At 42.0% G+C, this 8619-nt stretch carries 7 protein-coding genes; 3 read left to right on the top strand and 4 right to left on the bottom strand.

The window, feature by feature from the left end:
* Positions 1 to 285: 285 nt before the first annotated feature.
* The 3 genes from BABA_RS07370 to BABA_RS07360 form a co-directional block, all read right to left on the bottom strand.
* Positions 286 to 900 (bottom strand): DcrB/PsbP domain-containing protein, encoded by a 615-nt coding sequence (locus BABA_RS07370; protein ID WP_007084523.1) that lies wholly within the window; start codon positions 898 to 900, stop codon positions 286 to 288.
* A 223-nt stretch (positions 901 to 1123) separates the two neighbouring features.
* Positions 1124 to 4246, bottom strand: a complete 3123-nt coding sequence (locus tag BABA_RS07365; RefSeq protein WP_007084522.1) for an MMPL family transporter — start codon at positions 4244 to 4246, stop codon at positions 1124 to 1126.
* 2 nt (positions 4247 to 4248) lie between these two features.
* The gene (locus tag BABA_RS07360) at positions 4249 to 4710 is read right to left on the bottom strand and encodes a MarR family winged helix-turn-helix transcriptional regulator (protein ID WP_007084521.1); all 462 of its coding nucleotides are present in this window, start codon (positions 4708 to 4710) and stop codon (positions 4249 to 4251) included.
* Between the two features lie 259 nt (positions 4711 to 4969).
* Between BABA_RS07360 and BABA_RS07355 the strand changes: the two genes are divergently transcribed.
* The gene (locus tag BABA_RS07355; protein WP_007084520.1) at positions 4970 to 5473 is read left to right on the top strand and encodes a DinB family protein; all 504 of its coding nucleotides are present in this window, start codon (positions 4970 to 4972) and stop codon (positions 5471 to 5473) included.
* Between the two features lie 394 nt (positions 5474 to 5867).
* Here the strand turns inward: BABA_RS07355 and BABA_RS07350 are convergent, their stop codons facing one another.
* Positions 5868 to 6377 carry a DoxX family protein gene (locus BABA_RS07350; protein WP_007084519.1) on the bottom strand — a complete coding sequence of 170 codons (510 nt, stop codon included), beginning with the start codon at positions 6375 to 6377 and terminating at the stop codon, positions 5868 to 5870.
* Between the two features lie 375 nt (positions 6378 to 6752).
* Here BABA_RS07350 and BABA_RS07345 point away from each other — a divergent pair, with 375 nt between their 5' ends.
* Positions 6753 to 7484 (top strand): ABC transporter ATP-binding protein, encoded by a 732-nt coding sequence (locus tag BABA_RS07345; protein ID WP_007084518.1) that lies wholly within the window; start codon positions 6753 to 6755, stop codon positions 7482 to 7484.
* Positions 7481 to 8233 (top strand): ABC transporter permease, encoded by a 753-nt coding sequence (locus BABA_RS07340; RefSeq protein WP_007084517.1) that lies wholly within the window; start codon positions 7481 to 7483, stop codon positions 8231 to 8233. Before BABA_RS07345 ends, BABA_RS07340 begins: the two co-directional genes overlap by 4 nt.
* Positions 8234 to 8619 lie beyond the last annotated feature (386 nt).

The following is an 8619-nucleotide window of genomic DNA, read 5'->3' as shown; positions in this document are numbered from 1 at the left end:
CCGATGAAGGACAAAACTCCAAAAATCCTGAGCAAAATGGTCTTCATCAAGTCATCGAAGGCGAGTACGTCGCACCCGGCCCATAGTGCGTTGTAATGAACACTACGAGACCTTTGGTTCAAAATACAAAATACCTAACCCTTTCATTCATTCAAAGCTTTTCTCAAAAAAATAGAGCGGAGACGATAAAGTCTCCGCTCAATAAGTTTATATAGTAGATAACATAGGGAGTCTGGAAGTACCCGCGATTCCACCGAAAACAAAGCAAAAGAACCGTCCCCTGCTTCAATTTACTTTGACAGATTTGGTTAAATCAACAAATTCGGCATATTTTTTATCAAACGCATCAGGAACAGCGGCATAGGTGAAAACATAAGCTGCCCCATCAAGAATAAAAGTACGTTGACTCATTTTTTGCATAGATTTTGGATTGATGCTTACGGCTTCATTCCAATTTAATTCGCCCTCAGTATAATTCTGGTTACTTATATAGTCAAAGCCTGTTTGAGCTGTGGCTGCTTGAATATATTGATCCAGTGACATGCCATCAGGCAGTTTCTCCGCTACTATATTAAAACTATTGCCTACATTGGCATCAATCATATACACGACTGCAGGCATGCCTTGATCACCAATCTCTAGTTGTTGGTAACTTTCCGGCATGTTAAAAGTTATTTTCTCAAATGTTTGCTCGGTAATCTTACTTTCAGCAGCTGTTGTGTCCACTTTTTCTGCTTCCGTTGTGGCAGAACTGTTATCTTCAGGCTTTTCGGACTTTGTTGCTTTTTCTACAGAGTGCTTTTCTTGATTGGCAGCGGTCTTCTCATTATCTCCGCTGCATCCAGCAAAGATAATAGAAAATAATGATAATATGGCTAAAACCAACAATTTGTTCTTCATGAATATCCCCCAGTGACGTATTTAATGTGCTATCCAATAATACTCCACAGTCTTTTAGAAAAATGTCGAAATTTGATGTTTAGTTCATATTCACTACTTTCTAACTACTATTTATTCTATATTGATCCATCTAATAGCCTATCATTCTTTTTAAAAAAAGGATCAGCCTCCACCACTATAAGGGGTGTGGGGCTGGTCCTTCCTACTGTGACTAGCACTTATATTAATTTGTCGGTCTCTTAAACGGCCACCAGTTGGCTTCGCCAAAGGTTTTTACCATGACTGGGACAAACAGCGGCAAGATGACGAATGCATATAACAGGAGCCCTGTTAAGATAATCGAGGCAATCTGCAACAGTGAGAGCATTCCAGACGGCATCATCGCGGCAAATGTCCCGCCTAGAATAATAGCGGCAGAGATGATGACGGTGCCCATTTTTTTCATGGCTATCTGCATCGCATCGCGAACCGTTAATTCCTTATACTCGTTAAAACGATCCATTAAGAAAATACTATAGTCAATCCCAAGTGCCATCAGGATGATAAAGGCGAAGAATGGAACCGCCCAGCTGATCCCCGTATAGTGAAAAATCTTCATGAAGATGACTTCATTAATGGACATGGCGGTATAGTACGTAAGAATTAACGAACCAATCAAATACGCCGGCATAATGATCGAACGGAATAAGAAAATCAGGATAATCGAGATACCGATGAGCATGTAAATCACCGTCCGGGTATAGTCCTGATTGGACATCGTTTCTAAATCCGCGTTTGTACTCGTGATCCCGCCAACAGCGACAACGGCATTTTCCAATTTTGTTCCTTTAGTCGCCTGTTTAATGGTCGACTTAATGGCCTTGACTTGATCAATCGCCTCATTTGAATAAGGACTTTCTTTAAACACAACATCCATCGTCATGACTTTGCGGTCTGGTGAAAAATAAGTGTCAAGAACTTGGGCGAAGTCCTTACTTGTAAGCATTTCCTCCGGTAAATAAAACGCCGAGCTGACGGACAATCCTGACACGTAGTCTTGGGCAGATGCTAACCCATCAGAAATTTTGTCGAGCCCATCGGCACTTTGACCAAGACCATCTGTTAATTGCGTCATTTGGTCGCCTAAACCGCCGAAGCCGTCTAGTAGTTGTTGCTGCCCTTTGTTAATTTCGGTTAAACCATTCGTTACTTTCGGGAAGTTATCGACAATCTGTCCCTGACCATTTGCTAATTGATCAAAACCAGCCTGCTGCTGCGCAATCCCATCGATTAACGCTTGCAGCCCACCTGCAATTCCCGCCTGGCCATCCACCAATTTTTTATAATTCGCATTTGCGATATTTAACCCTTCAGTAAGCGGCGCAAGTCCAGCATTTAACTGTGCTAGATTGCTAGACAGTTCAGCCAGCGGCCCTTGAACTCCTGTGACTGTGCCTTTAATTTTTCCATATTCAGGGGAATTGGTAATCCCTTGATAGTCTGACTCTATTTTTGAAAAATCTTCATTCGTAATTTGTGAGAGATTAGCAGAAATTCCGGCTAAGCCGCCGCCAATTTGCTGATATCCATTGTTTAAAGCAGTTAAATTGGTGCCAACGTCTTGATATCCTTTTAAAAGCTGTTGATGTCCTGCAGCCAATTGCTCTGCACCAGCCTTTGCCTGCGCCAAGCCTGCCCTAATTTGCGTAGAACCCGCCGAGCCCTGACGCATTCCATTCTCAATCTTCGCGAGATTGGTTTGAATTTCAACGAGACCTGATTTCAGATCACTGGTGCCTGACACCAATGACCCAATCCCATCGGTTGCGCTCTTTAATTGTGGCGAAGATTTCACCAGTTCACTTTCGGCTTGATGCAAACCATCGCTGATTTGCATCAAGCCATCCTTCCCTTGACCAAGGCCTTCTGCCAATGTTTTGGCTTGTTTTGAAACATATAAATCCTCAATTGTCTCTCCCAACGGCCTTGTTGCCGAACGGACCTTATCCACTAAATTGACCTTTTCCAAATCCTGCGAAAGGGCTTCAACTAAATTCAAGTATTCCAGAGAGTCCATTTTTTCATCATTCTTAATCACGACCTGCGTCGCCATCGCCTCGCCGGGACTAAAACTTTCGGCAATGGCATTAAAGCCTTTGATGGCCGGAATATCCCCACTTACTTCTTCAAGTGAGTTAAAAGATAGCGTCCCATGGTACGTGACGAGGAACGGGACACAAACGGCAGCCACAATTAACAAGGCAATGAAAGGCCTAGCCAATGAGAATTTCCCTGCCGCCCCCCACAACTTGCTTTCCCCATGCTCCGCTGTCTTTTTCGATGGCCAATAAATTTTTAAACCAAGCACAGCCATGAAAAAAGGAACAATCGTGAACAGGGCAATAAGCAGAATCGCGACACCGACAGCGACGGCTGCCGCTGATTGATACAATTGGAATTGCGAGAAGCCTATGGCCGCAAAGCCAATCATCACGGCAAGCCCGCTAAAGAATACCGTGCGGCCGGCATTTTTATACGTCGCGACGATGGCATCTGTAATCGATTCTTGCTCAGCTAACTCCTCTTTAAACCGGCTTAATAGTAAAATACAATAGTCCGTTCCAATTCCGAATAATACAGCCACCAGGAAAATCTGTGTGTAGCTGGAAATCGGAAAGTCCACCTTATCAACCAAAAAGGCAACAATCGATTGGGACGTTAAATAGGTGAACCCGACCGTAATTAAAGGAATGAACGGGGCAACGACAGAGCGGAAGACAAGCAATAATACGCCCAAAATGAAGACGACCGTAATTCCCTCTGTTTTTTTCAAACCTTCCTGCGAGCTGGTCATTAAGGATTCACTAATCAACCAGCTGCCTGTGTAATAATGCTCGACTTTCACATCGTCAGTGGTTTTATAAAAAAGCTCTCGAAGCTCTTTATCAGTCAACTTCTTATTCCATGTGTGTTTGATGGATACCATAATCGTTTTTCCATCATCAGATACCAGTTGATCCTTTAAATTCGGTTCGTTAAAGTGGGTTAAAATCTCGGTAATGCCGAGCTTCTTTTTAGCCGCTTCGAGCTCGCGAATGGCTCGTTCCGCTTCGGAAATTTCCGCCTTCGTCAGCTTTTTATCATTATGAAAAACAAGGGCAACGGTTGCCGTGTCCCCAACATTCTTTTGTTCCTGGACTTCATCCATGATTTTTCCGGCTAATGCCGATGAATAGCCCTCGGGAACTTTAATATCCCCTTTTTCCTTCACAAGATCTGCCATGTTTGGTGCGACTAAAAACAAACCAACCGCCACAACCATCCAGGCAAGCAAAACAAACCATTTCCCCTTAATAATCGCCTTCACCGTTATTCCCCCAACATTTCTTCTTTGGTTGCCAAAATAATGCGATTCAACTTTTCATATGTCTTCATAAACGCTTCAATCTCTGCCTGGTCAAATTGTTTGATTAAGGATCCGACTAGTTGATAAATCCGTAATTCTGTTTCACGAAATAATTCCTGTCCACCCTCTGTTAAGGTTAAGTAAACCACGCGTCGATCCTGTTCATCGCGCGTCCGCTTTATGAATCCCTTTTTCCACAAGCGTTCAATAATGGCCGTAATTGCGCTCTTCTTCACATTAAACACGTCTGCAAGCTCCGAAGACGTACATTCTTCCCTCTGGTTAATGTACCGTAGTATGTAATGCTGGTCGCTTGTTAAATCGTTTCCAATTTGCCCTTTAATTAATTGCACACTATTTTTCTCAATTGAGAATGTTAGATTAATATATTGATCAATCAACTCTTTGATAGACGTATCCTTCATACATGGTTCACCTCACTAATAGTTAACCAATTGAACTATTATTTGTCAAGATGGAAGCAGGTGATGATGCTTTTGCTTCATATGTATTTGAAATGACAGACAGATATGACAGTTTATGATTGTCAAAATTCAATGTGTAGCAATTACCGAACTAACAAAAGATAGGAAAGAAGGAAATTTGAAAAATATGAACAAATGTTTTATGGTATTATTTCTGAAATAAAAAATCATTGAAATGCTGATTATGGAGGTATTGTATATGTATGTAACGATTGCAGACTTTATTAGAGAATGGAATGGGGAAGCAACACTGACTCAAAAGGTTTTGGAAGGTTTAACTGATGATTCATTGAAACAAAAAGTTTACCCAGAAGGGCGTACTTTGGGAAGAATTGTCTGGCATTTCACAACAAATATTCCAGAATATTTAGCTCATTTCGGGTTGAAAGTAGCTGAAGTAGAAAATGCAGAAAATATCCCTAACTCAGCTAAAGAAATGGCTGAAACCTTTAAACATATAAGTTCTTATGCAATCAAGACCATTGAAGAACAATGGACAGATGAATCTTTGAAGGAAGTGCAAACTGCATTTGGCAGGGAAGAAACAAACGCTCAAATTTTATTGGGACTAATTAAGCACATTGTTCATCATCGTGGACAAGTTACAATTCTTATGCGTCAAGCAGGAATAAAACCATTTGGGGTATATGGACCACCAAAAGAAGATTGGATTCACTTAGGTGTGGAAAATCCACCACTTTAACAAACAAGTATGTTAGTAATAGGAATGGGAAACCCAATAGATATAGGGTTTCCCTTAATTTTGACCAAATATTAAATTTGTAGTTTAACAGAGCCAATGTTCCAATTACCACTATCCGACATCCATTCGACGAAATTCAGTTTATGCTATACTATTCAACCGTTTGGTTAAAACAGCCTGAAGGTACGAATCTACATAGATTTTCACTGCTAATTACGTAAGAAGATTGTCGAGTGTCACAGGGAAATTTCCCAGATAATAATTCATCCTTCAGCAAAAACGGACTTCCTTCTCTCCAACTCCCCTGCATTTCCCCTCAACTCTCACGGCTGTTTAAAACGAAAAAAAGCATCCGAAATAAGTAAGTATTCGAATGCCTTTCTTAATAAAGTATTTACGCAACGCTCGTGCCTTTTTTATGAAGACCTTTATTCCCAAAATACTTACGCACATATGGCATGGCATAACGATCTAAACCGAATTTCCCAGCATTGGCTCCGGCAACTAAGACGAAGAAGGCTAAAAGAATCATTTGTCCGTTTGTGCTCACGGTGCCGCTGAACAAGAAAGAGAAATTCATGAACAATCCCATTAATGTCGCAAAGTTAGTAAGCAAGCCAAGGATTAATGCAATTCCGACGAGCACTTCACCCCATTGCACTAAGAAAGAGAACAGATCCGCGTTTGGTAAGGCAACTTGTTCTAAAAATGTAGCCCACCAGCCTTGAACCGCTGGGTGTTCCCCTGTGCTAGAAGCGATCGCACCTTTTAGAAATCCACTTGCATCAAAGCCGCCGCTAGTTAATTTCCCATAGCCTGCATGTAAAAATTGATATCCTATATAAACACGAATGATAGCTAAAATCCCGGCAACAATAGTATTTTTTCTTAAAAGATTTAACATGGTACTCCATCTCCCTTTGGATTTTTATAAATAAGTTTGTTAACTATTTCACAAAATCTTGTTTGTTTCTGACTACACTTATATATTATCACCTTTTTAAAGGTAAGAAAGGTGATTGTGATTATTTTCACAAATTAGCAACAAAGTCTTGACGTTATTGTGAACGAGCCCTAAATCAACATTAATCCTAATTTGGAATCCCCTTTTTATGTTACTTTTTTTTTGAACCTTCCTATTTACCCGTCATTTTTATTGATTAACTCGTCTAAAATAAGGATTTTTTCGTCAAACCTTCCAACCTTCTTATTCCATGTGATTCCTAGTGTTCTATGATATAATTCTTTTCCATAAGGACTTTGGAAAGAAGTGAACATAATGTCAGTGGACTATAAACCGGCTGTTCATTTTCGGGATGTGTATTATTCCGTTGACAATCGGCCAATTTTAAAAGAAATTACTGGATCGTTTCCTGAAGGTAAAATTACAACTTTGGTAGGGCCTTCAGGAGCTGGAAAAACGACACTGCTAAAACTATGCAACGGGCTGCTGTCGCCTGATTCAGGAGGAATTTTTATTAATGACCAAAGCATCGACGGCTATGAACCCGTCCAATTGCGGCGCAACGTGGGGATGGCGCTTCAAAGTGCACCCATGATCAGCGGCAGCGTGTTCAAAAATTTGGCACTGCCCATGGAGCTGCGGGGGAAACAGCTAGCGGTGGATGAGGCTCGAGATTTATTGACCCAAGTAGGCCTTGATGCGACGTTTTTGCAGCGAAATAGTAAAGATTTATCTGGCGGTCAGCGGCAAAAGGTTTCGATTGCCCGCACCCTGGTTAACCGTCCCCGAATCATTTTGCTCGATGAAATCACCTCTTCGCTCGATCCGGCGTCCCAGAAGGAAATCGAAGCATTGATTGTGAAAATAAACCAAAAGTTCGGCACCACTATCATCTGGATTACACATAATCTGGAGCAGGCGCTGACAATCGGTGAATACACCTGGGTGATGATAAATGGGAAAGTGATTGAAACGGGGGAAAGCAGCTTGCTGAATGCGCCGGCAAATGAAAAAGTGAGACGGTTTGTGAAAGGAGAAAGTCAATGAGTTATCTCGCACTATCCATCGCGCTTATTTTCGTCCTGATCCCGCTTTTTCTATCCAAAACGCTGCATCTAGGGCTTGAAAAAGACACGATGATCGCAACCATCCGTTCCATCATCCAGCTGTTCGCGGTCGGCTATATTCTCCATTTCGTATTCGAAGCGGATAGCCCTCTCTATGTACTCCTGATGGTGATGGTCATGATCGGCGCAGCCACGCAAAATGCTAGAAAAAAAGGGAGCGCGATCCAAGGTATCACATGGAAAGTGGCGGTTACCTTGATTTTTATTGAAGCGCTAACGCAAGGGATTATGCTTGGCTTCAACATTACGCCACTGGCGGCCCAATATATCATCCCACTCAGCGGTATGGTCATTGGCAACTCAATGGTGCTCGCCATTTTGTTCCTTAACCGCTTTTCTGCAGAGATAGAAGCACGGGAGGACGAAACGGAACTCATCTTGTCCCTTGGTGGAACACCAAAACAGGCCATCCACAACCAGCTGATCACTTCCATTAAAGCGAGCATGCTTCCGACCATCGAGAGCCAAAAAACCATCGGACTCGTCCAGCTTCCTGGCATGATGAGCGGCCAAATCATCGGCGGGGCCGACCCCATTCAAGCCGTACAATTCCAATTGCTCATTCTATTTTTGCTCTTAACCACCGCCGCCGTCACAAGCATCATGCTCGGGACTTTATCTTATCCATCCTTGTTCAACCAGAGGATGCAGCTGTTACGGGCTCGATGAAGCAGGGGGCGGTCCTTCTGTTTCATTGCCTTATTACCTCATTTCTTGACATCACTTTGAAATATCAATATTTGATGAAAGAAAGATAGGGGCGCGATGGGTTTGGAAAATAAACGGAAAATTTCCGTTTAAATTAGGGAATACCCCTATTTCCTTAAAAATAAAGGTAGTTTTTCCGTCTATAGTATCCAAATCGTTGGATTTTGTCCTATTTAGAGCAGTTAATCGGAATATCTCCGCTTATTTCTGCCTTTTAAGCTTCCTCTTTATACATTAGCCGGAAATTCTCCGCCTATGATTTCTCATACTTCCACGAAAATCAATATCAGAACATACAGCAAAAAAGACAACCCCTTCGGATTGTCTTTTTCATGTGCCTGGCAACG

The sequence above is a fragment of the Neobacillus bataviensis LMG 21833 genome (genome assembly GCF_000307875.1).
Taxonomy (GTDB): Bacteria; Bacillota; Bacilli; order Bacillales; family Cytobacillaceae; genus Neobacillus; species Neobacillus bataviensis.
Note: the sequence above shows the minus strand (reverse complement) of the source record. Positions and strands in the feature narration are given on the sequence as shown.

Excerpts from the sequence above, each read along its gene's own strand:
- BABA_RS07345 (WP_007084518.1), top strand. The coding sequence starts at position 6,753 with ATGTCAGTGGACTATAAACCGGCTGTTCATTTTCGGGATGTGTATTAT.
- BABA_RS07340 (WP_007084517.1), top strand. The coding sequence starts at position 7,481 with ATGAGTTATCTCGCACTATCCATCGCGCTTATTTTCGTCCTGATCCCG.
- BABA_RS07350 (WP_007084519.1), bottom strand. The coding sequence starts at position 6,377 with ATGTTAAATCTTTTAAGAAAAAATACTATTGTTGCCGGGATTTTAGCT.
- BABA_RS07360 (WP_007084521.1), bottom strand. The coding sequence starts at position 4,710 with ATGAAGGATACGTCTATCAAAGAGTTGATTGATCAATATATTAATCTA.
- BABA_RS07355 (WP_007084520.1), top strand. The coding sequence starts at position 4,970 with ATGTATGTAACGATTGCAGACTTTATTAGAGAATGGAATGGGGAAGCA.
- BABA_RS07370 (WP_007084523.1), bottom strand. The coding sequence starts at position 900 with ATGAAGAACAAATTGTTGGTTTTAGCCATATTATCATTATTTTCTATT.